This is a genomic window from Neobacillus bataviensis (genome assembly GCF_019969725.1).
Genome location: NZ_JAHXYW010000005.1, coordinates 191035 through 214479, shown reverse-complemented (window position 1 = coordinate 214479; position 23445 = coordinate 191035). Strand labels below are relative to the sequence as shown.

The following is a 23445-nucleotide window of genomic DNA, read 5'->3' as shown; positions in this document are numbered from 1 at the left end:
GGATTAATTAATGGAGACACGTTACGCCCATCATCCTGAGGATATAAAAACATACACAACAGAACAATTGCGGAGTCAATTTTTAGTAGAGAATATCTTTACCGAGGGAAAAGTCAACTTAACATACACACATGTTGATCGCATGATTTTTGGCGGTGCGATGCCGACGAGCGAAGAATTAACGATTTCACTAAGCAAAGAATTGGGTGTCAATTACTTTTTGGAACGCCGTGAAATGGGTGTCATTAATATCGGCGGGGACGGTTTGATTGTGCTTGACGGTAACGAATACGATATGAAACGCGGTGATGGTTTATATGTTAGCAAAGGAACAAAAGAAATCTTGTTCTATTCAAAGGACGCAGCAGCTCCAGCGAAGTTCTATCTAAATTCTGTACCGGCCCATCAAACATTTCCAACCGTAAAAATCGATATTAACAAAATTGAACCGCTTCGCTTAGGGAATCCAAGTACACTAAATCAACGTGCCATTTACCAATACATTCACCCGAATGTATGTCAGAGCTGCCAGCTCCAATTAGGCTTGACGATGCTGGAGGCGGGAAGTGCATGGAACACGATGCCATGCCACACACATGAACGCCGTATGGAAGTCTATTTATACTTCGATATGGAACCGGAAACCCGCGTATTTCATTTCATGGGACAGCCAAATGAAACAAGGCATTTAGTCATTAAAAATGAACAAGCCGCCATTTCTCCAAGCTGGTCAATCCATTCAGGTGTTGGAACAAGTAATTACACTTTTATTTGGGGCATGTGTGGTGAGAATATCTCGTATGATGACATGGATGCCGTGAAAATGGAAGATTTACGATAAAAAATAATAGAAGGTGGGAGAGTCAGATATGACAAATTTACATGAATTTTCAATGGATTTCTTTCGTTTAGACGGAAAAGTGGCTATTGTAACAGGAGGAAATACTGGCTTAGGACAAGGATATTCCGTAGCACTTGCGAAGGCTGGTGCTGATTTATTCATTGTTGCCCATGATAGCAATTTTGATGAAACAAGGGAACTTATAGAAAAAGAGGGGCGCAGGGTATCATTCTTGCAAGGAGATATAACAAAAAAAGAAACGATTAATGAAATCGTTAAGACTTGTTTAGATGTGTACGGAAAAATTGATATTCTCGTCAATAATGCTGGGACGATTCGCCGAGCGCCGCTGCTTGAATACAAAGAAGAAGATTGGAATGCGGTAATCGATCTCAATTTAAATGCTCAGTATTTTTTAAGCCAGGCGGCAGCGAAAGTCATGGCTGAGCAAAAAAGTGGGAAGATTATTAATATTGCTTCCATGTTGGCGTTCCAAGGCGGTAAATTTGTACCACCATACACAGCCAGTAAACATGGCGTGGCAGGTATTACAAAAGCATTTGCCAATGAATTGGGCGAGCACAATATCCAAATCAACGCCATTGCCCCTGGATATATTGCAACGGCGAATACAGCACCTATTCGCGCAGATGAAAGTCGTAATCAAGAAATTCTTTCACGTATTCCAGCCGGGCGCTGGGGAACACCTTTTGATTTAATGGGGACTGTGGTATTTCTTTCAAGTAAGGCATCTGACTATATGAATGGCCACATTTTAGCAGTCGACGGCGGCTGGTTGGTCAGATAAAATTGCAGACGCAAGAATATTTTAAAAAAATTACCCGTTTGCCGTGATGGCAGGCGGTTTTTTTGATGCTGAAATTGAGATTTGAGCACACTAAAATTACCCGCCGCCTTAAAATGGTTATGCTATTATTAAGTGGTGGAGGTGAATGAGTTGATATATATTGGAGTAACCGGCTGGGGCGACCATGACACCTTATACCCTGGTCAAATTTCCTCAAGAGATAAATTAAAACAGTACGCAGGCCATTTTCCTATTGTTGAAGTGGATACAGCTTTTTATGCGATCCAGCCGCAACGGAACGCAAATAAATGGGTCAATGAAACGCCGGGGAGCTTCCAGTTTATTGTCAAGGCCTATCAAGGAATGACCGGGCATTTACGGGGAGAAGTCCCTTTTGATACAAAACAGGCAATGTTTAATGCGTTTAAGGAATCACTCGAGCCATACATAGAACAAAATAAACTAGCAATGGTCCTTTTTCAATTTCCACCGTGGTTTGATTGCAAACGGGAAAATGTCGACTATTTACGATGGTGCAAGCAAGAAATGGGAGCCATTCCATGCGCCCTTGAATTCCGACATCAATCTTGGTTCAAACCAGAATACCTTCAAAAAACACTAGAATTTATGAAGGAAGAAAAATGGATTCATAGCATATGTGATGAACCACAGTCCGGGGAAGGATCTGTGCCAACCATTCTTCAAGCCACCACTCCTGAAAAAGTACTTGTCAGGTTCCATGGCCGTAATGTCCACGGCTGGCAAAAGCGAACCGACGTGGATTGGCGGGAAGTCCGGTTCCTATATCGCTATAACCAACAGGAATTAGAAGAATGGGCCGAATCCATCGCAAAGCTTAAAAATGAATGCAGTGATGTATATCTCCTCTTTAATAATAACTCGGGCGGTGACGCGGCAGATAACGCTAAACAAATGATGGAACTGCTCCAGATTGAATATGAAGGGCTTGCTCCAAGGCAGTTAGATCTATTTTAAAATTAGAAGGTGTAAAAATGGAATGGATTCTTTTGGTTGTGATAGGACTGGCAGCGAGTTCACTTGGCTCGCTCATCGGTTTAGGAGGAGGAATCATTGTTGTTCCCGCCTTGCTTTATTTAGGATCATTTTCGGCCTTTGGCTATGTTAGCCCCCAGGTTGCGGTAGGAACGTCCTTGTTCACGATGATTTTTACAGGGCTATCCTCTACGCTTGCTTATATGAAACATAAGACAGTCGATTATAAGAGCGGATTAATTTTCTTGATTGGCAGTGGTCCCGGCAGTATTCTTGGAGCATGGGTAACAGAAAAATTACCGATGCATTCTTTTAATATTCTTTTTGGTTTGTTCATTATTTTTGTCTCAGTCATTTTACTGCTAAAAGATAAACTAAAGCCGATTCCTTATAAAAAGGAAAAAGGAATTGTCCGTACTTTTACAGACAATACGGGGAAAACCTTTGAATACGGCTATAATCCAATGATTGGCGTTCTCGTTGCATTTATTGTTGGGTTTATATCAGGGATATTTGGGGTCGGCGGAGGCTCACTGATGGTACCAACGATGATATTAGTCTTCTTTTTCCCGCCGCACGTCGCTACGGCTACCTCGATGTTTATGATTTTACCAACATCAATCCTCAGTTCCATTACGCATATAACGCTCGGGAATGTCAATTGGCTTTATGCACTTGCATTAGTACCCGGGGCGTGGATTGGCGCCAGGGTTGGGGTCTACTTAAATACTAAGCTTAAGAGTAAAACGATCGTATTATTATTGCGGACGGTACTAGTTATTGTCGGCATACGATTAATCTATGAAGGAATTGCAGGATAAGATACAAATGGAAACCATACATATTTATCATACTAATGATGTTCACAGCCACTTAGAAAATTGGCCGCGAATTGAGCAATTCCTCAAACAAAGAAAAACGCATCATCAAAAACATAAAGAGGAAATGCTTTTATTTGACATCGGCGATTTTATCGACCGCTGGCATCCTTATTCGGAGGCATCTAAAGGAAAAGGAAACATCCAATTATTAAATGAGTCCGAATATAACGCCATCACGATTGGAAATAACGAAGGAATCAACCTCCCATATGATGATTTGGATCATCTGTATGAAGACGCCCATTTCGATATACTGGCTGCGAACTTTTATAAAAAAAATCAAGTTTATCCAAGCTGGGTTAAACCATATAAGATTTATCCGACAAAAAACGGAACCCGTATCGGGGTCATTGGGGTAACGGCGAATTTTGCTCATCTATATGAATTGCTTGGCTGGAAGCTGACAGATCCCATCATGGAGCTGAAAAAATGGCTCCCAAGCTTAAAAGAACAATCAGATATCATTATCTGTCTTTCTCATCTTGGATTAAAGGATGATGAAAAGATTGCCAGTGAGTTACAGGAGATAGATATCATTTTAGGAGCTCATACACATCATTATTTTGAAAACGGCCGGTTAGTGGGGGAAACTCTGCTCGGGGCTGCAGGGAAATATGGTTATTTGGTGGGTCATGTCACCCTAAAACTAAATGATCAAAAGCAAATTAACGATAAGAAAGCTATAGTTTATGATGTAAAGGATCTTCCGGAGTCTGCTAATGAACAGGAGCAGGTTCAGGCATTCCTTAAGCTGGGTAAAGAACTATTAAGCCAAAAAGTAACAACTCTTCAAGAACCGTTGTTAAATGATCCATATAAGGAAACAAATTTCTCCAGACTCCTTTGTTCTTCGTTAAAAGAATGGTGTAAATCAGATATTGCCATGATCAATGCAGGACTTCTTTTAGGGTCCTTATCAGGTGAAGTCACTGAATATGATCTTTTAACGATTTGTCCTCATCCCATCAATCCGTGTGTCGTGGAGCTGACGGGCAGGGAATTTAAAAATATTCTCTCTGAAACCCAGGATGCAAGCCTTCCACATAAACAAATCAAAGGATTAGGATTTAGAGGAGACGTTCTTGGGATATTTGTATATGAAGGCATTCTAGTCCAAGATGGAAGGATATTCATGAATGGCAAACCAATAGAGATGGAGGAAAGGTACACTTTGGCCTTGCCAGATATGTTTACGTTCGGCCATTTTTTCAAAGAGGTCATTCCCTCTAAACAAAAAACCTATTTCCTGCCAGAGTTCTTGCGGGATCTATTAAAATGGAAATTGCAGCAGATGTCCTAGTTGAATACACTCTTTTTTGATCATTGTCATAATTTGATAATGAGGAAAGGAGTGTAGGAATTGATTGAGCTTTCACCAATCGAAATAGACGGCCATACCTTTTTGGCGGTGACCGTTTTACTTCCAAAAACAACATTGCTTGCCATTTCAAGCGATAAAGGATATATCATGTGCGGTGCCTTGGATGTCGGTCTTTTAAATGAAAAATTGAAGGACCGCAAGATTATTGCGGGAAGAGCCGTCGGGGTCAGAACCATCGATCAGCTTCTAAATGCGCCAATGGAATCGGTGACATTTGAGGCAGAAGAACTGGGAATCCACCAAGGAATGATAGGCAGGGACGCCTTGCTGAAAATGATTTAAAAGCTTGCTTTTACCTAAGCAAGCTTTTTAATTGGGCTAGTTCACCTTCTAGAAGCATACATATAGCTAGAAGGGGTGATGAGTTTTGGCAAAGATTCGCCGACGGTTTACGAAGCGAGGTCCGCTGCCTTTCCGTTATGTTATGCTGCTTTCATTTGTTTTTTTTCTTTTTTCCACTGCCTTTGGGATATGGATTATTAACAAAGGCATTGAACCGACGTTAATCAGTTATGCTGAATCTCAATCAAAAAAGATAGCCTCACAGGTTATTACGAAAGCCATAAATAAAAAGACAGTCGAGATTGGCGATGTAATTGCTGTAGAACCGGGAACTGATGGCTCTCCGCCTAGCGCAACTTTAAAAACGGAGGTAGTAAATCAGAAATTGTCCGAAATCACCAGTCAGATCCAAAAGAATCTTAATGCTGCCGAGAAAGGTGATCTTTCTTCCCTACAGCAATTAACCGACGTCGAAATAGAGTTAGAAAATACGAATTCGGATGGAATTGTTTGGAATGTACCGCTAGGGCGGGCAACAAATATGGCCTTATTCGGAAACCTTGGTCCGAAGATACCGGTAAAGTTTCAAGCGATTGGGGATGTCCGTCCGGATGTGAAAATCACACCAAAACCACTGGGAATCAATAATACTTGGATTGATGTAGCCATTCATCTAGAAGTATCGGTGCAAATTATTACACCGTTTTCAACGAAAATCACTAAGCTGGATCAAAAAATTCCTGTTGGAGGCAGATTAATTCAGGGCGATGTTCCGCAATTTTATAATAATGGAAGCAATGCATTGCCATCCATCGAATTGCCTAAAACAGAAGAAAAGAAAAAAGCAAAATCGACAAACTAAAAGGACAATCCTTAGTGGAAAGTCCTTTATTTTTGCTTCCTAAGATTCATCCGCTCAATCCGCTTCCATTTTGCTAAATGCGGGTATGGATCAAACGACCATTCTGTTATTCCATTGTCTTTATACATACCATAATGCAAATGTGGAGGAAATTTGCCCGCAGTGCCGGGCGGCCCGTATCCTGTATTTCCGACACTGCCAATGACCATACCAGGCTCAACAATTGATCCGACCTTTAAATTCCCAGCAAACCCTCTAAGATGGGCAAAGTAATGATAGGTATTGTTAATATCGCGGATGCCAATTCTCCAGCCCCCGAACTTATTCCAACCCTTCATCTCTATAATGCCATAACAGGTGGCTCGAACAGGGACTCCATGGCCGGCAAAAATATCAGTGCCTTCATGCATCCTTCTGCCTCCCCAGCCTCTGGCATCTCCCCATGTACTGCGATAACTGTGATTGGAGCGAATTGGGACAGGGAATACCTGAGTATCCAAATTAAGCCTTCCAAAATGGCGGTACATTTTGGCCTTACCAACAATAATCCCAACCGTTTTATCGCGATGATAGTAATTCCATAGTCCGATTTTTATATTATCATGATCGACACCATAGGAAAGAAGATAATTAGCAAAAGCATATAAAACATCCTCATCACTCTTTAAGCTCGCTTTACCATCTCCATTGCCATCGACACCTATTCCATTAAAAAACTGAATGATGGTAGGATTTTTGGTCTTAGGGTTCGGATTCGTTAAGCCAGACCACTCTTCAGGACGAAAATAAATGGCAATCGTCCCGTCTGGTTTTGGTAAATCACGACGGGCCAAACGGACACTTCTTTCATATTGATCGATGGCGGCTAAGTAGTACCAGGGTATATTTGTAACGGTTTCCACTTTTTTATAAAGCTTCATTCTTTCCTGATAGGGATCAGGTTCCTTAGCTTGAGCATCCCTGACAGCAAATGTAGAGGTAAAAAATAAAAGGAAAGTTCCAATCATTAGAACAACCCTCACGCAGGAATCCTCCTTCCGATTAATGTACAAGTTTAGTTTATGTTTTCTAAACAATTTCATTATGGTTAATAATTGGTAAGAAGAATTGATTGCTTGTCGTAAAGGCAGGCAGTATGTTAAAGTGACAACAGAAGAACTCATTTTCCATACATAAGTGGATTGCAAGGGGTGTAAAAATGAGCAAGAAAGAAGAAATATTACGTAAACCTGAGTGGTTAAAAATAAAGCTTAACACGAATGAGTCATATACGGGCCTGAAGAAAATGATGCGCGAAAAAAACCTTCATACTGTATGTGAAGAGGCTAAATGCCCTAATATTCATGAATGCTGGGCTGTAAGACGTACAGCAACCTTTATGATCCTTGGTGATACATGTACCCGTGCCTGCCGCTTCTGTGCGGTTAAAACGGGTCTGCCAACAGAACTCGATTGGCAAGAACCAGAACGAGTGGCCGATTCCGTTCAGCTTATGAACTTAAAGCATGTGGTTGTTACAGCGGTTGCACGCGATGATTTAAAAGACGGCGGTGCTGCTGTATTTGCTGAAACAGTACGAGCGATTCGCCGGAAAAACCCATTCACAAGCATTGAAGTTCTTCCTTCCGATATGGGTGGAAAAGAAGAAAATTTACAGCTTTTAATGGATGCTAAACCCGACATCTTAAACCATAATATTGAAACCGTTCGCCGCTTGACTCCAAGAGTTCGAGCACGTGCCAAGTACGACCGCTCGCTTGAATTTTTACGACGGGCAAAAGAAATGCAGCCAACCATTCCGACTAAATCCAGCTTAATGATTGGAATTGGAGAAACAAAGGAAGAAATCCTGGAGGTAATGGATGACCTGCGAGCAAACCATGTGGATATTATGACCATCGGACAATATTTACAGCCTACCAAGAGTCATTTGAGGGTTGAGAAATATTATAGTCCTGATGAATTTAAAGAACTGCAGCAAATTGCCATCAGCAAAGGCTTTAGCCACTGTGAAGCCGGTCCTTTAGTGCGCTCATCCTACCATGCCGACGAACAGGTAAATGCTGCTGCAAAGCATAAGCAATTACTTGGTGAAAAGGAAGCAAAAAAAGCATAAAGCGAAGAAGAGTTCAGTCTAGGATGACTGAACTCTTTTTATTACTTATTGTGATTATAATTTTGGTCGTCCGGAGTAAGACCATTTTCATCCTCAGTAGTGTTCATCCTTAAACCCTGAGGAGATTTTTTCATTTGTTTAATCAAGCCATTAACCAAATTCCGGGTATTACGGCTTGTTGAATCGAGATTTGCCAAATTTTCAACGTCGCGCATTAATACCTTATTGTCAGTCACGTAAACGTGGTAATATCTTGGTACAACGGACATCGCGGTTTTTTTCACCTGATCCGCTGTTAAATTTCGGTTCTTGGAATTTGTATCATATGCAACTAAGACTTCTTGGTCTGTTACAAGGGTGGCTACATCATTTACATTATGGATATTGGTACTGTACTTGCTGATTATGTTAGCAAGCTGTTCTCGATCAAGAGCTGTATAATGATTATTGGCTGTGTTATCATTCATCAACGGACTCTTTTGGTGGCGGACATACCCATAATTGTTGCTGACATTTCGAATACCGCGGCCTGCTCCTTCATTGTAGAGCTCATGTCGCTTATTATTAACATTAATGGTATTACCGCTTTCCTCATAGATGTCATTCTTAGTGTCCTTTGCACATCCAGTTAAAGCAGTAAGCGTACACAATCCAATGACGATGATTGACCTTTTCAAGCTTAACACCTCCTTTTATTAGAATAGCCAAAGGGAGGATTTTTTTTCTTAGTAATTGATGGTGAATCGGTTATAATGGGAATTAAGAGTGTCTGGCAAATTGAGGTGAAAAAAGATGATAAATATTAACAACACCATGTATGAATTGGTGCAGGAGCATCGAAACGGTTTTAATGAGGATGCTCTAAAAGCGAGATATAGCGATATTTTATCAAGATACGATTTCATTGTGGGAGACTGGGGTTATGGCCAGCTCCGTTTAAAAGGTTTTTTTGAAGACCAAAATCAAAAAGCTACCTTTGATACAAAAATAAGCACCCTCAGCGAATATCTTTATGAATACTGCAACTTTGGCTGTGCTTATTTTGTTTTGAAAAAGGTAAAAAAATAAACGAAGGGCCAGAAACCTGGCCTTTCGTTTATTTGTTATATGGGGCCTGTTCATCCGTGTCCGGATCATCATGCGGCGGATGGGCTCCTTCCATCTGCCGGGGCAGTTCTTGATGAAATGACTTATATTCATAATTAAATGCACTATAGGTCCGCTGCCCTTCTTCCCAGGGCATGCTCTTATTTTGAACAGGATCGTCTTTTCGGAAGGTTGAGCCATAAGGTCCCTCTGGAAACTCCTGAGCAGTTAGATAATTATGCTGTTTTTCCACATTGGATATTTCCGTATACTTCTCTGCCTCTTTATCCGCCATATTTTCCACTCCTTTTAAAACCTAGTTTAGCCCAAGGAGGGAAAATCATGAGTAATTGTTTAAACTAATTCCATTAGAAAGGATCTTAGTTCTTCTGCATCTTCTTCATTTAATTGAAAAGCATATTCTAAATAGCCTTCCTCCTGCAGGTCATCGTGGCCAATAATAGCAAAACGGTTTCCCTGCATATCAAGGACAAGATGTTTACCATAATGGCGGTCGGATTGAACAATGGCTAAATCATAGCGCTGGTTTTCACCGACAAAACTAACAAATCTTGTTTTTGTATTCTCCGTATCATCGTATAAGAAAAACCGTTCTTTCATCCCAATAATCTCCTTTAAAAAATACTTTTTAACACCTTCTCTATAGTAACAAATTTATTTGATTGAGGGGAGTAGTGAAATTACCGCAAAATTTGTAAAATTCGCCTCTTGAAAAATACGAAATCTGTCAAAATATGCTACAATATACTTAAATTCTCAATTGTTGACTGGAAGAGGGATGAATTGAATGGTCCGTCGTTACATCGAAAAAGCAATAAATGTAATGCAATGGGGAAAGAATTTACTGCCTCTTTCGTCAATTCGCTTTTATCCACCCCCAATAATTTTGCGAAATCCCGCATTAGAGGGTGTAACATCAGCCTTTCAATCTGGACATGAAGTGGCTGTGATTGTGTTTAATATCAAAAATTCTTTTGAATTGGCTGATTTACTTGGACAAACCCATTATACAAAGCTAATTAAAAATATAGGGAAGTTTTTCCGTCTTTCTATTGAGAAAGAAATCAACAATCAAGATATCATCACTCTCCATGATTTTTATGGTGACGGTTTTACACTATTCTTAAAAGTTGATTTTGAACGGGATTGTTTATCAGAAATAGATCTGTTTATGAATAAAATAACTTATCATGTTGAAAAGAAATTACATAAGTTATACCCTGCTGTCGAGCTTTTTTTTGAAACGGGCTATATGTTTGTTGATAAAAAACATTACTCGATTCATGATTCTGTTTTAAAAGCCCATAGACAGGCCGTTTTTATGGCAGAAAGAAAAGCTAAATCAGGTTTTAATGAAATGGTTATGACGATGAATAAAATTATTTCAAAAAAGGACATTAAACTTTTAGCCCAGCCGATAATCGATGTAGCAACAAAAGAAATTCGAGCCTGGGAAATGCTTACACGAGGACCGCAGGGAACCCTATTAGAAAATCCATTGCCGCTCTTTTCGGTTGCAAGACAGACTGGGATGCTGTATGAACTGGAAATGATTATCATTGAAATAGTTTTGGAGCAAATAAAGACTACTAGATGCCGTCAGGACATATTTGTGAATTGCACCCCGTTAACTCTAGGTAATTTAAGATTTACAAGAGATTTGAAAAATCTTATGTTAAAATATAAAAGTATTTCGCCTAAGCAAATCACTATTGAAGTAACCGAGAGCGATTCCATCGAGGGCTTAAAGAACTTTATTTATAATATAAAAATGTTACGATTAATGGGGTTTCGAATCGCTGTCGATGATACGGGTGCAGGGTATTCCAGTTTAAGTACGATTAGTGAAATCATGCCGGATATCATCAAAATTGATCGATCAGTAATCCAAAATATTCATCAAAATTCTCTAAAGGAATCGATGCTGAAAGGTTTGCTGCTTGTGGCAAGAGAAGCAGGGTCGTTAGTTGTCGCAGAAGGAATTGAAAACGAAGAAGAAGCATCAGTTCTAACGAGAAATAAAGTGGATTTAGCGCAAGGAAACTTTTATGCCCCTCCAGCTGCATTCGTAAACGGGCTTGCAACTTAGTAAGACAACAAAAAAGGAAGTGGAGCAAATGTATTTTGTAGACCGGGATAAAATGGAAACAACTTTGGTTTATTTAGAAAAACAAATAAATCTTTTCACTGAGCAGTCAGAATGGTCGACACCATTAGAAAAAGCTGCATTGGAACGGATAACACAAATGTCACTAGAAGCCATTTTTGATGTTGGCAATGCCATGATTGACGGTTTTATCATGCGCGACCCCGGGAGTTATGACGATATCATTGAAATTTTAATGGATGAAAGGGTCATATCACAAGAAATAGGTAATGTCTTAAAAAGCCTCATTCCATACCGGAAGCAACTTGTGCAAGATTATACAGAAATAGTCCATAGTGATCTAAAGGAACAATTTGCAAAATCTCATCCGGCTTTATCTCTTTTTGCGAAAAATGTCCGCGATTATCTTACAAATGAACTAGGTCCTGTTTCCGCCTTTAAAAGTCAGGAGTGAAGGATTTTGAAAAAATATAAAGGCTATTTAATTGATTTAGATGGAACGATGTATAAAGGAACTGAACGTATTGAGGCAGCTTCTGATTTTGTCAAAAGTCTGCGGGCTAAGAAAATCCCGTATTTATTTGTAACAAATAATTCGTCAAGGACACCAGCACAGGTTGCCGAAAAGCTTCGGGATTTCGATATTCCGGCAGAGGAAGAACTTGTATTCACGACCAGCCAGGCAACCGCTAATTACATCTATGAAACCAAGAAGGATGCTGCTGTTTATGTAATTGGAGAGGAAGGGCTACGATTGGCGCTTGAAGAAAAGGGATTCCAATTTGCCCAAGAAAATGCGGAATTTGTCGTGATTGGGATTGACCGCTCCATCAGTTATGAGAAATTAGCTGTTGCTTGTTTGGCTGTTAGAAATGGAGCGGCCATCATTTCTACCAATGGTGATATTGCAATTCCAACTGAAAGAGGGCTGTTGCCGGGGAATGGTTCGCTGACATCCGTCATTACGGTTTCTACCCAAACGAAACCGATTTTTATCGGCAAGCCGGAATCGATTATTATGGAGCAGGCCTTAAAGGTATTAGGAACGGCCAAGGAAGAAACGATCATGGTCGGGGATTATTATGACACAGATATTTTAGCGGGCATGAATGCCGGGATGGACACACTATTGGTTCATACAGGTGTGACCACGAAAGAATTGCTTAAAGGGTATAAACGAAAACCTACATATGCCATTGATTCATTGAAGCAATGGGAGGTATAAAAAGGATGGGGTTTACACCCATCCTTTTAACTATTTTTTTCTTTTTCCATTCTTGCTGCCCGGTGCGCCAGTCTGCTTGAGGCAGCTGCGGCAATTGCACCGACAATATCATCTAAAAAAGTGTGGCACTCACCGGTTGATTTATCATTTAGATGGGCTAAGATGCCAGGCTTTTGTTTATCAATATAACCATAATTGGTAAATCCAATTGATCCATACACATTCACAATCGAAAAGGCAAGTATTTCATCTACTCCATAAAGACTCTCATCTGTCCCTATGATCGATTGAAGCGGCTCCTCAAGCATTCCTTTTTCAGCAAGCATGTCGAGCTGGATTCCGGTAATAATGGCATTTTGCACTTCACGTTTGGAGAGGACGCGTTCCACATTAGCAATACAGTCTGCCATTTGTAAATTTTCATGATATTTTTCTTGTAAATAAAAAACTAAATCAGCAATATCTTGAATTTGGACGCCTCTTTCTGTTAGCCATCTGCGTGCAGTTTCTTCGGTCATATCTACTTTTTTGTCGTCTGCCATCCCTTTTATCACCTTTTCTTTGGATTTTCACTATATATATACTCTTTTTTCATAAGATATGCAATTCAAAGTAAAAGAACCAATCAAAATTTTATCTTTCCATTCGACCATATTTTCTATTCATTTTTTGGAAGTGTTAAAAGCAATAGTTGATTGATTTTTTAACAGAGCGGAAGGCGCGAAGACTCCTGCGGGATTACGGGGCTGGGGAGACCCCACAGGTGCAAAAGCGCCGAGGAGGCTCCCCGGTACGCCGCGGAAAGCGAAGCGCCATATCAACAACAGAGTTTAACAGAGCTTTTTTTAAAAAAAACAGGAAGACAACAAGTTTTTTAATGCTCCTTCATATATATGACTTAATAAGGGTATGAAGAAGAGGTGGGACTCGTATGCTTCAGAAAATGCTTGAAAATCAATATGGGATCACAACGCAAGAATATATAAAATTAGATACGTATGACGCCTTAAGAGGCAATGGCTGGCTGTATGTAATCTCTAATCCTGCTGGAAAGGAAGAAGAGGATATTTCTGAACTTGGGAAGATTGCCGAACATCTGCGAAATTATGGCGACCATAATGTGCCTATATTTTTGCAGTCCAAGGAAGGGAATTTAATTACGACATGGGAACAAAATAAATATTGCGTATTAGCCAATCGGCAAGCAGATGAAAAACAGCGGAAAATCAAATTAGGGCGTAAGCTCGCTAAATTTCATGAACGCGGGAGAAGGGTTCCCTTTCAAATCGAGCGGTCCAGCCGAATTGGAAAGTGGAAGGAATTATGGGAAAAGCGGCTTGAACAAATGGAAAAAGTTTGGAATGGCCTTCTCTTTCAAACGCCAGAAGATGAATTTGAACGGATGTTTATCGAATCATTTCCCTATTATATGGGCTTAACTGAAAATGCCATTCAATACCTAGTCGATACAGAAATAGATGATGAACCAGCCGAAACGGACAGCGGCACAGTCTGTCATGAACGTTTTTCTAAAAAAACGTGGGGCGGCAATTATGTTATTAAAAATCCCTTTGATTGGGTATTTGATCATCGCAGCCGTGATTTAGCCGAGTGGACAAGAGAGAGATATTTCCGAAATTTTCAAACATACGATGTCGATTTAAAACAATTTTTTGAAGAATATCAAAGTGTTGCTCCATTATCATCATTTTCGTGGCGATTATTATACTCGCGTCTAATTTTCCCACTCCACTATTTTGAGTCTATCGAAAATTATTATATAACTCGGTCCGAGCAGGATAAGAAGGTATTAGAAGATCAGCTAAGTAAAATTTTAAGACAATCGGGTGAATATGAGCGATTTTTGGCTGGGTTTTTTCACATTTCGGGAGCGCCAATCAAAAGGTTAAATCTCCCCCAGTTGGAATGGTTATATAAAGTGTAAATATATGAATTGACACATTTTTGAAAAATTTCAATCAGAATAATATGGTAAAATGACAAGGAGTTCTAAAATTAGGATTGAGGTAGGGACGCAGCATGAAGCCTTATATTTACATTACTAGGAAGCTGCCAGAGGCAGTTATTGAAGTTATGAAACAAAAATATGAAGTAAAAATGTGGGAACATGAGGATATTCCCGTTCCAAAAGAAGTCCTTCACGCAGAGGCTGAGAAAGCAGATGCCCTCTTGACGATGGTATCTGACCAAATCGATGAACAAATTTTAACCGCCGGGAATCGGTTAAAGGTTGTCGCTAATTTAGCTGTAGGCTTTGACAATATTGATGTCAAAAAAGCAAGCATTAAAGGAGTTGCAATTTGCAATACTCCTGATGTTTTAACAAACACCACGGCTGATTTAACCTTTGGTTTGCTGATGGCGGCCGCCCGCCGGATAGTCGAGGCAGCCGAATATGTCAAGGAAGGAAAATGGAAAAGCTGGAGCCCGCTGCTTCTGGCTGGCCAAGATATTCATCATAAAACAATTGGTATTGTTGGAATGGGGAAAATTGGCGAAACAGTTGCCAAAAGGGCAACAGGCTTTGATATGAACGTCCTTTATCATAACCGGACCAGAAAGCCTGAAATAGAACAGAAGCTAGGTGCCATGTATGTACCTTTTAAAGAGCTTGTCGAGAAATCCGATTTCATCGTCTGTCTAACACCACTAACACAAGAAACCAGAAACTTGTTCACGCGTGAAGTATTCAGAGGAATGAAACAATCGGCTATTTTTATCAATGCTTCAAGAGGCCCTGTAATCGACGAACAGGCCTTATATGACGCCTTAATTGCAGGGGAAATTGCTGGTGCTGGATTAGATGTATTTGAAAGAGAACCAATCAATCGAGACCATCCATTATTATCGCTTCCAAACGTAGTCGCACTTCCGCATATCGGCAGTTCAAGTGTTGAAACCAGAACCGCCATGATGAAGCTTTGTGTAGAAAATATCATATCAGTTTTAGAAGGAAACATGCCAAAAACACTTGTGAATAAAGACTGGAAACCCTTTGTAAAATCATAAAATTAAAAAAGCGATTGCTTCTAAAGGCAATCGCTTTTGTCGTCTTTAATTAAAATACTTGCTCTACTTCGACAACGCCTGGCACTTCTTCTAAAAGAGCTCTTTCAATGCCGGCCTTTAATGTGATGGTTGAGCTTGGGCAAGATCCACAAGCACCAAGCAAGCGAAGCTTAACAATACCATCCTCTACATCAACTAATTCACAATCCCCGCCATCGCGAAGAAGAAATGGGCGTAATTTATCTAATACTTCCTGAACTTGTTCAAACATTTCTTGTTCTGCCATATTAATCGTCTCCTTTCCTATCTATATTATAATGTCATTGGCCTTAAAAATCCATTCTCAGAAAATAGGATAACACACATTTACAGACATTTTCTTCGTTTTTATCATTTAATTATTGTAAAATAAAAGAAAAAAAGATGGGAATGGTTTTAATGGAATTTACCGAAGTAGAAATTGTTCTGTACGGTGCCGAACAATTATGCCCAAGCTGTGTCAACCTGCCCTCGTCAAAAGAAACATTTGAATGGCTGGAAGCGGCCATTACAAGAAAGTTCCCGGAGCAGCCCTTTAAAATGACATATGTGGATATCCTGCTGCCTCCAGAAGAAGACCCTGAAAAATATCATTTTGCGAAACGGGTTATTGATGAAGATATGTTTTATCCAGTAGTGGTGATAAAAGAAAAAGTAGTTGGCGAAGGCAATCCACGCCTCAAGACCATTTTTTCAGAGCTTGAAAAGTACGGATATAAAGCGATATAAAAAAGAAGCATTCCAATTATCAAAACGGAATGCTTCTTTTTTTATCAGCCGTTATGCCATTTATACATCCACAGAATGCCCGATTTCAACAGGCGGGCCACACGTCCCGTAATTGCACGCTCAGCCATCATACCAAACCCTTGTTTCTTACCTAGAGAACCAAGGACACCCTTTAATTTAATAGGTGGGAACGTTTCAGGCAAAGGTTCACCGTTCCAGCGCTTCTTAAGTACTTCGACAATTTGTTCAGCCTGACCCTCAGCTAATTGGGCGCTTGGAGCATGCGGGGAACTAGCACAGTCACCAACAATGAAAATATGTTCATCATTAGGAAGATGATGATGAGGTGTTACTTCAAGCCTTCCTAATCGGTCCTTTTCCCCTTCCATCTCCCGGACAATTTTATTCGCCTGGATCCCTGCTGTCCAAACAATGACGTCACATTTGATTGCCTGATCATGATTGAACAGTGTTTTTTCTTCCACTTTTGTTATATTTGAGTTGTTAATAATTTCGACATTATGCCTCACAAACCAGTTTTCAACATATTTACTTAATCGCTCTGGGAAAGAAGAAAGAATATACTTTCCGCGATCAAATAATTTAATCTGAATATCTTCACGGCTTTCGCTCAATTCGCTGGCCAGTTCTACACCACTAAGACCTGCACCAACAATCCCGACAACAGATCCGGGAGCTAAATTGTTTAATGCGGAGTAGGTGCGGCGGGATTTTTCAATGCTTTGAATGCTGTAAGTATATTCATCAGCACCAGGAACCCCATGATATTTGTCTTCACAGCCCAGGCCAACGATTAAGTCATCATATTCAATAGGATCTTCACCATTTAATAAGACCTTCTTATCTTTTTGATCAATCCCGATGACATCGCCATATTTGATGTTGAGTTGTGAATGCTCTGGAAAGGCGACACGGATTTCTTTATCCGAAATCGTTCCCGCAGCAAGAGCATAGTATTCTGTTTTTAAACAATGATACGGTACGCGGTCAATAAGCGTAATCGTAACGTCTTCTGGCAGATGATTTGGAAGCAATTCGTTTAAAACTTTCATGCCGCCGTATCCGCCGCCAAGTATAACAAGGTTTTTCATTTTGTATTTCCCCTTTTTTAAACCAATATCTAATGTCTTTATTTTGCTCAAATGGAACCCATTTCAGAATCAAAAACAAATGGGAATTAATTGATATATTCTAGAATAATTTCTGTTCTTTTACCACATATGAGTATATCTAAAATGTGGCGAAATAACAACACTTATCCCACTTTTCTTGACACTAAAGCTACAGTCGTGATAATTGACGGAACATGTTAAAAATAGTAGGATAGGTACGTAATGGAGAGGTGAAAAGAATGATTCAACCGATCATAGAATTTTGTATCAGCAATCTGGCGAATGGTGCGCAGAAAGCACTTGAAAAATTAGAAAAAGATCCAAATTTGGATATTATTGAATATGGATGTCTTGGATATTGCGGTAAATGTGCCTCCACATTATATGCTCTAGTTAATGGAGAGGTAGTGACAGGAAAAACACCTGATGAACTTGTGGACAATATCTATCAATATTTAGAGGAAAATCCGATGTTTTAAAATATACTATATTAAAACTTTAAAAAAGGAGGAGAAATTATGAGCAATGATGTTGTAATCTTAACGGAAGCGGCGGCTCTTCACATTAAAGAAATGATGAAGCACAATGAAGAAGAAGGAGCCTACTTACGAGTAAGTGTAAAAGGTGGAGGATGCAGCGGCTTATCTTATGGAATGGGCTTCGAACACGAGCTAAATCCGGCTGACAAGCAATTTGAACAGTATGGAATTAAAATAGTCGTAGATCAGGAAAGTGCACTAATTCTACGGGGCACGAAAATTGATTATAAAGAGTCCATGATGGGCGGTGGCTTTACGATTGACAACCCGAACGCTATTGCTTCCTGCGGATGTGGTTCTTCTTTCCGAACAGCGACTGCAGCAGGTACACCTGAAGAATGTTAAATAAAAAGGCGCCCAAGTGGGCGCCTTTGTTGTAGAAAGTATTAATTTTAAACTTTGAGAATTGTCCAGCTCCAGCACCCAGCGGCTAGTGTACTTCGCCCATTTCCCTACGATAAGTCAACATCGGATCGCTCCGCTCTCCGTGTTTCCTTTATCTCAGTCAAAGTGCTCCAGTCCAAACGCCGTTAAACGGGTGCTTCCGCTTTTCTTATTACTTATCAAACATTGAAGAACTATGAAGCGGCTGTACTTTTGCTTTAGGATCGATAAATGATTTCGCATTATTTACGGCAGTTGGCGCTTCACCAAAACCACAGGCGATAAGTTTTACTTTGCCATCATAGGTGCAAATATCACCGGCTGCATATATTCCTGGAATATTTGTTTCCATTTTGGAATTGACGGCAATCGAGTTCTTAACAATTTCGAGACCCCATTCTTTAATAGGTCCAAGTGAGGATACAAATCCATAATTACAAATGACAGCATCCACATCAATCGTTTCTTTTCCTTCACCATTAGCATATTGAAGAACAACTTGTTTAATCCCGTCTTCATCCCCAATTAGTTCTGCAGGTACATACGGAGTTTTTACATCTACTTTTGAATTAAATAAATTTTCCACACTATGCTCATGTGCGCGGAACTTATCACGACGGTGAACAATCGTTACTTGCTCGGCAATTGGCTCCAGCATTAAAGCCCAGTCCACTGCTGAATCTCCGCCGCCAAATACAACTACTTTTTGGCCGGCAAATTGGTTTAAGTCCTCTATAAAGTAATAGAGGTTTTTCTTTTCATACTGGACAGCACTTTCAAGCTCTAAGCGGCGCGGTTGGAAGGCTCCGTTTCCAGCTGTAATAATGACGGTTTTAGAAAAGTGAACCTCTTTATTAGTGGTTAATTTAAAAGTTCCGTCTTCGAGCTTTTCCAATTTTTCAACAGATTGCTCGAGGGCAACTGAAGGTTCGAATTTCGCCATTTGTTCCTTCAAGTTATTAATTAATTCTTGTGCACGGACCTTTGGAAAACCAGCAACATCATAAATATATTTTTCCGGATAAAGGGCAGATAATTGGCCGCCTAGCTGAGGTAAACTTTCAATGATTTTTACTGAAGCTTGTCTCATTCCTCCGTAGAAAGCTGTAAAAAGACCGACAGGGCCTCCGCCGATAATAGTAATGTCAAAAACTTTTTGATTTTCTTGCACGCCGTATCCCCCTAACTAGTAGTAACAACTCCACTCCCTATAATATCATAAATTAATAAAATCCTCACTTCTTTATGGCAATATTCAGACTGGAATAACTATTTAAATAACTTGAATTAGGTTATAAAAAAGTAAAATTTTTAATATTCTTTTGGTAAATAAATTAAAAAATTCGCTTGAAAATCCGAGGAAAGTAGCATAAGATGTAATGTGGATATATTGTTAATTATTTGTGACAAAATAGGAACAATTTTATGACCGGTTTGAAAATCCGATTCAGTTGAATGATGAAATCGGGTGTATTTAAAATTGGCTATTTTTCTTTATCCTCATTCGTGAAGTATATCACATACATTTTTCTGCTTAGAAAAATAAAATTAGTTAAAGCAGTGGAAGATAAGAATAAGCGAATTTATTCAAAAAATTTACTTAAAAGGTGGAAGTGATCACTTTGAGAAAACCTAAAATCGTTATTCTCGGTGCTGGATACGGCGGACTGATGACAACTGTTCGCTTACAAAAGCTTGTCGGTATAAATGAAGCCGATATCGTATTAGTAAATAAAAATGATTACCATTATGAAACAACATGGCTTCATGAAGCGTCTGCAGGTACACTTCATCATGACAAAGTACGCTATGATATCCGTGATGTTATTGACCGAAGCAAGGTTGACTTTATTCAAGATACAGTGGTTGAAATTAAGAAAGATGAAAAGATAGTCGTATTAGAAAAAGGCGAAGTCCATTATGACTACCTTGTTATTTCTCTTGGAGGCGAACCTGAGACTTTTGGGATTAAAGGATTAAAAGAGTATGCTTTTGGGATTACTAATGTAAATTCTTCACGCCAGCTTCGTGAGCATATTGAGTATCAATTTGCTACCTACAATATGGAGGAAGAAAAAAATGATAATCGCCTATCCATTGTTGTTGGTGGTGCAGGCTTTACGGGAATTGAATTTTTAGGAGAATTAACAAATCGAATTCCTGAATTATGCCACGAATATGATGTTGATTATAATAAAGTAAAAATAATCTGTGTTGAAGCGGCTCCAACTGTATTACCTGGATTTGATCCGGAATTAGTTAATTATGCTGTATCTCAATTAGAACGAAAAGGTGTAGAATTTTTAATTGGAACGGCTATTAAGGAAGCTACTCCTGACGGTATTATCGTAGCGAAAGGTGAAGAAGAGCCTCGTGAGATCAAAGCGGGTACTGTTGTTTGGGCAGCGGGTGTTCGAGGGAATTCTATCATCGAGAAATCTGGTTTTGAAGCTATGAGAGGCCGTGTAAAGGTAACACCAGAATTACGAGTGCCTGGTTTTGATGATGTATTCATTATTGGCGACAGTTCTCTTGTCATCAATGAAGAAATTAATCGTCCATATCCGCCGACTGCCCAAATTGCAATGCAGCAGGGTGAACTTGTGGCACGCAACTTGGCTGCACTTGTCCGGAGCAAGACAGAGCTTGAAACCTTTACATTTGATAATAAAGGTACCGTTTGCTCACTTGGTGAAGATGATGCTATCGGTGTTGTGTTTGGCAAGAAAATCACTGGTGCAAAAGCTTCCTTCATGAAAAAGGTAGTCGATAACCGCTCCCTATATATGATTGGCGGCGCCGGTCTTGTACTGAAAAAAGGAAAGTTTAATGTATTTTAATAAGTAAAAAAGGACAGTGACCCTGTCCTTTTTTGTTATGATTATTTAGGGGTGCTACAATGAGCAATCGTGAAAAACGCGGCAAGGTGTGGTTAGCTGTTTCGGGGTTAGTGATTTCTAAGGATGGCCAATGGCTTGTTGTAAAGAAGAGATACGGCGGCTTGAAGGGCCAATGGTCCTTGCCAGCAGGTTTTGTTGAGATAGGTGAAACGGCAGATGAAGCGGTTATAAGAGAGGTTAAAGAAGAGACAGGAATTGACTGTACCGTTAAAGGTCTTATCGGGTTAAGAACCGGAGTAATTAAAGAAGAAATAAGTGACAATATGATCGTCTTTTTAATGGAGCCAATAAGCGAAGAAAAGATAATCCATCAGGAAAATGAACTTTATGAAGCGAGATTTATGGCACCAGAAGAGTTGTTAAATGAAAAAGATGCGTCTATAATTCTTCACCAGCTTATTAAGCTAAAGGAATCTTGTATAAAACCTGGTATTGATGGGTTGAACCCAGGAGATCAGTTTGGTTATACGGCTTACAAATTATTTTTGTAATTTTTTGAAAATTTAAGTAACACTTAGAAAATGAAAGAAAACTTTATATGTATCCGTTTTCTTTTGAGAATTTGCAAGAATTTCGCTCTTTCCTTTTTCGCCAATCCTTGTTATATTATCAGAAAATTAAGTTAATATACAAGGGGGATGAAAAGGATGACAGTTAAGAGCTTGGATACTAAAAATTGTGATTATTGCTCAGGGTACGGCTATTTTCAACTAGTGCTTGGTGGTTCTGAAACGTGTTCCTGCTGTGGTGGCACAGGCAAGAAAGAAGAGGAATAAGGGGAGTTAAGTTTTATAATTGAAAAGAATTGCTGGATACTGCTTCTTCGAACATTTCGAAGGGCTATTTTTTTTGTGTTCATATTGACTCCACTTTGGACGTTAGGTACACTTAGTGTTGATGCGTAAAGGGGGAATCTCGGATGCAAATGAGCATCGTTGTTTTAGTTATTTCGATATTGCTATTTTTTGTCTTGTTTTTTGGTATTGGATTTATCCTAAATATGCTTTTAAGAATGTCATGGGTTATGGCGATAATATATCCTATTGTGGCCATTTTAATCGTAGATAAAGTAAGATTTATTGAATATTTTACAAATAGTAAGTCAGCCTTTTTGGAATTAGGACATAAATTCAGCTCGCTGGCCACCGCTGATATTCTTATTTTGTTAAGTGGTTTAGCAGGAGCCATCGCTGCTGGATTTACCATCAAACTGCTTCGAAAAAATGGCTATCAAATGTTTTAAAACTCTTTGCCCTTTAGCAAAGGGTTTTTTTGTTTTGCTCTTTTAACTAGACTGTTGATTCGCGCTTTCCGCTCCAATCAACAGATTTATATTATGACCATTTGCTTTGGCCCTTGTTAAATTTTTTCATTCCTTTTTTGAATAATTCCCTTCAGCTTGGGAATGAATATTTTTGGAGGAGTGAAAATTTTAATGGATATATTTAAAAATTGGATCAAGCGTGCAGCCATGACAACTCTTTTTATTATGGCCTTATTAGCGACGTTCCAATCTATTTCTGGTGTTAATGCTCATGCTTTAATTTCACAATTTGCGTCAGTTATTTCATCAAGCGAAAATGTCTCAGGGACCGCCTCTCCAACATTAGAGGATGCCTTTGATTGGTCAAAGTATCCAAAGCAAACTGTTACAGCTACCGGCTACACCGCAGGTTTTGAATCGACTGGAAAAAGACAAGGACATCCTGAGTATGGGATCACCTATTCAGGTGTTAAAGTCAAACGTGATTTATTTTCTACTGTAGCAGCAGATTTGAACGTTTTTCCGATTGGTACAATTCTGTTTATTCCCGGATATGGATATGGGGTCGTAGCTGATAAGGGCGGCGCAATAAAAGGAAATGAATTAGATCTTTATTATGAAACCGTTGAGGATGTTTATAATAAATGGGGCAAAAAAAAGGTAGAGGTCTATGTTGTTCAAAAAGGCAATGGAAAACTGACAGAACAACAATTACAGGCTTGGAACGAGGATAAAACGCTGCAGGTATTCCGCCAGCGGTATATTAGCTCAGAAAAAAGGTAAAGCAGGCATCGTGCCTGTTT

At 39.5% G+C, this 23445-nt stretch carries 29 protein-coding genes and 1 pseudogene; 22 read left to right on the top strand and 8 right to left on the bottom strand.

Annotated features, from left to right (window positions below):
- Nucleotides 1–10 precede the first annotated feature (10 nt).
- The 7 genes from kduI to yunB all read left to right on the top strand — a co-directional run bounded on the left by kduI (nucleotide 11) and on the right by yunB (nucleotide 6069).
- Nucleotides 11–841, top strand: a complete 831-nt coding sequence (gene kduI, locus LC455_RS14885; RefSeq protein WP_223591924.1) for a 5-dehydro-4-deoxy-D-glucuronate isomerase — start codon at nucleotides 11–13, stop codon at nucleotides 839–841.
- A gap of 28 nt (nucleotides 842–869) precedes the next feature.
- Complete coding sequence (gene kduD, locus LC455_RS14880) at nucleotides 870–1649, top strand: 2-dehydro-3-deoxy-D-gluconate 5-dehydrogenase KduD (RefSeq protein ID WP_223591923.1); 780 nt, start codon at nucleotides 870–872, stop codon at nucleotides 1647–1649.
- Between the two features lie 150 nt (nucleotides 1650–1799).
- Nucleotides 1800–2645 carry a DUF72 domain-containing protein gene (locus LC455_RS14875; protein ID WP_223591922.1) on the top strand — a complete coding sequence of 282 codons (846 nt, stop codon included), beginning with the start codon at nucleotides 1800–1802 and terminating at the stop codon, nucleotides 2643–2645.
- Between the two features lie 17 nt (nucleotides 2646–2662).
- Complete coding sequence (locus tag LC455_RS14870; protein ID WP_223591921.1) at nucleotides 2663–3484, top strand: sulfite exporter TauE/SafE family protein; 822 nt, start codon at nucleotides 2663–2665, stop codon at nucleotides 3482–3484.
- Nucleotides 3485–3491: 7 nt separating this feature from the next.
- Nucleotides 3492–4844 carry a bifunctional metallophosphatase/5'-nucleotidase gene (locus LC455_RS14865; protein WP_223591919.1) on the top strand — a complete coding sequence of 451 codons (1353 nt, stop codon included), beginning with the start codon at nucleotides 3492–3494 and terminating at the stop codon, nucleotides 4842–4844.
- A 60-nt stretch (nucleotides 4845–4904) separates the two neighbouring features.
- A complete protein-coding gene (locus tag LC455_RS14860; RefSeq protein WP_223591917.1) occupies nucleotides 4905–5207 on the top strand; it encodes a YunC family protein in 303 nt (100 codons plus the stop codon).
- Nucleotides 5208–5292: 85 nt separating this feature from the next.
- Nucleotides 5293–6069 carry a sporulation protein YunB gene (gene yunB / locus LC455_RS14855; protein WP_223591915.1) on the top strand — a complete coding sequence of 259 codons (777 nt, stop codon included), beginning with the start codon at nucleotides 5293–5295 and terminating at the stop codon, nucleotides 6067–6069.
- A gap of 26 nt (nucleotides 6070–6095) precedes the next feature.
- On the opposite strand, the gene LC455_RS14850 is transcribed toward yunB, so the two are convergent.
- Nucleotides 6096–7091 carry a M23 family metallopeptidase gene (locus LC455_RS14850; RefSeq protein ID WP_440446401.1) on the bottom strand — a complete coding sequence of 332 codons (996 nt, stop codon included), beginning with the start codon at nucleotides 7089–7091 and terminating at the stop codon, nucleotides 6096–6098.
- A 176-nt stretch (nucleotides 7092–7267) separates the two neighbouring features.
- Here LC455_RS14850 and lipA point away from each other — a divergent pair, with 176 nt between their 5' ends.
- Nucleotides 7268–8185 carry a lipoyl synthase gene (gene lipA / locus LC455_RS14845; protein ID WP_223591913.1) on the top strand — a complete coding sequence of 306 codons (918 nt, stop codon included), beginning with the start codon at nucleotides 7268–7270 and terminating at the stop codon, nucleotides 8183–8185.
- A gap of 41 nt (nucleotides 8186–8226) precedes the next feature.
- Here the strand turns inward: lipA and LC455_RS14840 are convergent, their stop codons facing one another.
- Nucleotides 8227–8871: a YhcN/YlaJ family sporulation lipoprotein gene (locus LC455_RS14840; RefSeq protein WP_440446400.1), complete on the bottom strand. Its 645-nt coding sequence runs from the start codon at nucleotides 8869–8871 to the stop codon at nucleotides 8227–8229.
- Nucleotides 8872–8977: 106 nt separating this feature from the next.
- On the opposite strand from LC455_RS14840, the gene LC455_RS14835 reads away from it, so the two are divergent.
- The gene (locus tag LC455_RS14835) at nucleotides 8978–9253 is read left to right on the top strand and encodes a YutD family protein (RefSeq protein ID WP_223591909.1); all 276 of its coding nucleotides are present in this window, start codon (nucleotides 8978–8980) and stop codon (nucleotides 9251–9253) included.
- Between the two features lie 28 nt (nucleotides 9254–9281).
- Here the strand turns inward: LC455_RS14835 and LC455_RS14830 are convergent, their stop codons facing one another.
- Together LC455_RS14830 and LC455_RS14825 are read right to left on the bottom strand one after the other, a co-directional pair.
- Nucleotides 9282–9566 carry a cytosolic protein gene (locus LC455_RS14830; protein ID WP_223591907.1) on the bottom strand — a complete coding sequence of 95 codons (285 nt, stop codon included), beginning with the start codon at nucleotides 9564–9566 and terminating at the stop codon, nucleotides 9282–9284.
- Nucleotides 9567–9625: 59 nt separating this feature from the next.
- Complete coding sequence (locus LC455_RS14825) at nucleotides 9626–9892, bottom strand: DUF3055 domain-containing protein (RefSeq protein ID WP_223591905.1); 267 nt, start codon at nucleotides 9890–9892, stop codon at nucleotides 9626–9628.
- A 187-nt stretch (nucleotides 9893–10079) separates the two neighbouring features.
- On the opposite strand from LC455_RS14825, the gene LC455_RS14820 reads away from it, so the two are divergent.
- Genes LC455_RS14820 through LC455_RS14810 form a run of 3 tightly spaced genes read left to right on the top strand, consistent with a single transcriptional unit; the run spans nucleotide 10080 to nucleotide 12624 of the window.
- Nucleotides 10080–11381: an EAL domain-containing protein gene (locus tag LC455_RS14820; protein WP_223591903.1), complete on the top strand. Its 1302-nt coding sequence runs from the start codon at nucleotides 10080–10082 to the stop codon at nucleotides 11379–11381.
- Between the two features lie 28 nt (nucleotides 11382–11409).
- A complete protein-coding gene (locus LC455_RS14815; RefSeq protein WP_223591901.1) occupies nucleotides 11410–11853 on the top strand; it encodes a DUF86 domain-containing protein in 444 nt (147 codons plus the stop codon).
- 6 nt (nucleotides 11854–11859) lie between these two features.
- A complete protein-coding gene (locus LC455_RS14810) occupies nucleotides 11860–12624 on the top strand; it encodes a TIGR01457 family HAD-type hydrolase (RefSeq protein ID WP_223591899.1) in 765 nt (254 codons plus the stop codon).
- Nucleotides 12625–12650: 26 nt separating this feature from the next.
- Here LC455_RS14810 and LC455_RS14805 read toward each other — a convergent pair whose 3' ends face one another.
- Nucleotides 12651–13166: a phosphatidylglycerophosphatase A family protein gene (locus LC455_RS14805; protein WP_223591897.1), complete on the bottom strand. Its 516-nt coding sequence runs from the start codon at nucleotides 13164–13166 to the stop codon at nucleotides 12651–12653.
- A gap of 389 nt (nucleotides 13167–13555) precedes the next feature.
- Between LC455_RS14805 and yutH the strand changes: the two genes are divergently transcribed.
- Nucleotides 13556–14569 (top strand): spore coat putative kinase YutH, encoded by a 1014-nt coding sequence (gene yutH, locus LC455_RS14800; protein ID WP_223591896.1) that lies wholly within the window; start codon nucleotides 13556–13558, stop codon nucleotides 14567–14569.
- Between the two features lie 95 nt (nucleotides 14570–14664).
- A complete protein-coding gene (locus LC455_RS14795; RefSeq protein ID WP_223591895.1) occupies nucleotides 14665–15654 on the top strand; it encodes a 2-hydroxyacid dehydrogenase in 990 nt (329 codons plus the stop codon).
- Nucleotides 15655–15703: 49 nt separating this feature from the next.
- Here LC455_RS14795 and LC455_RS14790 read toward each other — a convergent pair whose 3' ends face one another.
- The gene (locus LC455_RS14790; protein WP_223591894.1) at nucleotides 15704–15940 is read right to left on the bottom strand and encodes a NifU family protein; all 237 of its coding nucleotides are present in this window, start codon (nucleotides 15938–15940) and stop codon (nucleotides 15704–15706) included.
- Between the two features lie 152 nt (nucleotides 15941–16092).
- Between LC455_RS14790 and LC455_RS14785 the strand changes: the two genes are divergently transcribed.
- On the top strand, nucleotides 16093–16422 hold the full coding sequence (locus tag LC455_RS14785; RefSeq protein WP_223591893.1) for a YuzD family protein: 330 nt from the start codon (nucleotides 16093–16095) through the stop codon (nucleotides 16420–16422).
- Between the two features lie 44 nt (nucleotides 16423–16466).
- Here the strand turns inward: LC455_RS14785 and LC455_RS14780 are convergent, their stop codons facing one another.
- Nucleotides 16467–17534, bottom strand: coding sequence for an NAD(P)/FAD-dependent oxidoreductase (locus LC455_RS14780; RefSeq protein WP_223591892.1), 1068 nt, complete (start codon nucleotides 17532–17534; stop codon nucleotides 16467–16469).
- A 260-nt stretch (nucleotides 17535–17794) separates the two neighbouring features.
- Here LC455_RS14780 and LC455_RS14775 point away from each other — a divergent pair, with 260 nt between their 5' ends.
- Both LC455_RS14775 and LC455_RS14770 read left to right on the top strand, forming a co-directional pair.
- Entirely contained in the window at nucleotides 17795–18034 is a 240-nt protein-coding gene (locus LC455_RS14775) for a YuzB family protein (RefSeq protein WP_223591891.1), read from the top strand.
- A 39-nt stretch (nucleotides 18035–18073) separates the two neighbouring features.
- Complete coding sequence (locus tag LC455_RS14770) at nucleotides 18074–18439, top strand: HesB/IscA family protein (protein WP_223591890.1); 366 nt, start codon at nucleotides 18074–18076, stop codon at nucleotides 18437–18439.
- 211 nt (nucleotides 18440–18650) lie between these two features.
- On the opposite strand, the gene LC455_RS14765 is transcribed toward LC455_RS14770, so the two are convergent.
- Nucleotides 18651–19649, bottom strand: a complete 999-nt coding sequence (locus tag LC455_RS14765) for an NAD(P)/FAD-dependent oxidoreductase (RefSeq protein ID WP_223591889.1) — start codon at nucleotides 19647–19649, stop codon at nucleotides 18651–18653.
- 451 nt (nucleotides 19650–20100) lie between these two features.
- Here LC455_RS14765 and LC455_RS14760 point away from each other — a divergent pair, with 451 nt between their 5' ends.
- The 5 genes and pseudogenes from LC455_RS14760 (at nucleotide 20101) to LC455_RS14740 (ending at nucleotide 23425) form a co-directional block, all read left to right on the top strand.
- Nucleotides 20101–21318, top strand: a complete 1218-nt coding sequence (locus LC455_RS14760) for an NAD(P)/FAD-dependent oxidoreductase (protein ID WP_223591888.1) — start codon at nucleotides 20101–20103, stop codon at nucleotides 21316–21318.
- A gap of 59 nt (nucleotides 21319–21377) precedes the next feature.
- A pseudogene (locus LC455_RS14755) lies at nucleotides 21378–21714 on the top strand (NUDIX domain-containing protein); the annotation flags it as partial.
- 311 nt (nucleotides 21715–22025) lie between these two features.
- On the top strand, nucleotides 22026–22154 hold the full coding sequence (locus tag LC455_RS14750) for a YuiA family protein (RefSeq protein WP_223591886.1): 129 nt from the start codon (nucleotides 22026–22028) through the stop codon (nucleotides 22152–22154).
- A gap of 143 nt (nucleotides 22155–22297) precedes the next feature.
- Entirely contained in the window at nucleotides 22298–22621 is a 324-nt protein-coding gene (locus tag LC455_RS14745) for a YuiB family protein (RefSeq protein ID WP_223591885.1), read from the top strand.
- A gap of 192 nt (nucleotides 22622–22813) precedes the next feature.
- Nucleotides 22814–23425: a 3D domain-containing protein gene (locus tag LC455_RS14740; protein WP_263297792.1), complete on the top strand. Its 612-nt coding sequence runs from the start codon at nucleotides 22814–22816 to the stop codon at nucleotides 23423–23425.
- The last annotated feature ends 20 nt before the right edge of the window (nucleotides 23426–23445 follow it).